Genomic DNA, 1,253 nt, shown 5'->3' with positions numbered 1-1,253 from the left:
TCGTTCAGTTTCTCACGAGGCGTCGCCCACCCCAACGTTTCCCGTGGACGATCATTCAACATCCGCTGCATTTCCGCTAACTCGTCATCACTGACCCCATTGAAGTTCGTTCCCTTCGGGTAGAAATCACGCACGAGCCCGTTGTAATTCTCGTTACTGCCCCGCTGCCAGGGCGAATGGGGGTCACAGAAGAACACTCGACATCCCGTCGCGACACTGAACTTCACGTGCTGCGCCATCTCCGCACCTTGATCCCACGTGATCGTCTCTCGTAACGCCCGCGGCAGCACCGAGATCATGGCCTGCAGCACCTCGATCACGGTCTCAGAGTCACGCCGCCCAGGAAGCCGCCCCACCAGCCCATACCGTGTGCTCCGCTCCACAAGCGTCACGATCCCTGAGTTCTGCGGCCCCACCACCAGGTCCCCTTCCCAATGCCCAGGCACAGCCCGATCCTCAACGACTGCCGGCCGGTCACTCAGCCTCGCCCCTGCAAGCCATGAACGTTGCAGACGCGGCGGAAGCTTCGACCTGGGTTGCCGGGTCGTTCTGCCGGACCGGATCGCTTTCTCAACGGTCAGTTCATGCCGGAGCGCTCCCTTGCCTTGCACGTAGAGTGCCTGATAGATCGTCTCGTGGGACACACGCATTTCCTGACAGTTCGGGAAGTCAACCAGCAAGCGCTTGGAGACTTGCCGGGGTGAGTGTTTCTCGTTTAATCGTGCCACGACTTCCGCGCGGAGACGGGGGTGATCTAGCTTGTGTGGTCTCGGGCGGGGTCTTCTGGCTCTCGCGTGGAAGTGCGCGATGTCAGCGCTGTATCGTTTGCCGCGCCGCCCGTCCATGATTGATGCCCGCTGCAGCTCTCGTGACACGGTCGATGGCGCGACCGCGAGTTCTTTCGCGATGCTCCGCAGCGACAGTGGCGGCTGTATGGTTCGCGCGGCTTGGATGAAGGCCCGGTCCGCGAGAGTGAGGCGATGGTAGGAGGATCCGGGCGTGCGGGTGTCATGGTCGAGGGTGTCGGGTTCGGGATGGGTACGTGGACGCCCTGCGGGGAGAGTCATGCCTGCGATTCTCGCCCAGCTCTTCACGTTTTCCACGCTGAGGGCCAGTGATCGGGCCGCGTGTCGCATCGTGTGTCCACGAGTGATCAGCGCGTAGACCGCGAGTCGGGTTTCCCAGGGATGGTGTACACCCATGTTGATTCCATTCAAGGTTCAGGGTGTTGCACTAGCAACCTGAACCCGCCC

Annotated in this window: 1 protein-coding gene; it reads right to left on the bottom strand. The window is 61.8% G+C overall.

Annotation, left to right across the window (positions count from 1 at the left end; genetic code table 11):
* Window positions 1-1,067, bottom strand: a 1,067-nt coding sequence (locus ACF07D_RS16080) for an IS30 family transposase (protein WP_391505583.1), incomplete at its 3' end; no start/stop codon positions are given.
* Between the last annotated feature and the right edge of the window lie 186 nt (window positions 1,068-1,253).

Source organism: Leucobacter sp. NPDC015123, assembly GCF_043080205.1.
Taxonomy (GTDB): domain Bacteria; phylum Actinomycetota; class Actinomycetes; order Actinomycetales; family Microbacteriaceae; genus Leucobacter; species Leucobacter aridicollis_A.
This window is presented reverse-complemented; position numbering and strand designations above follow the sequence as displayed.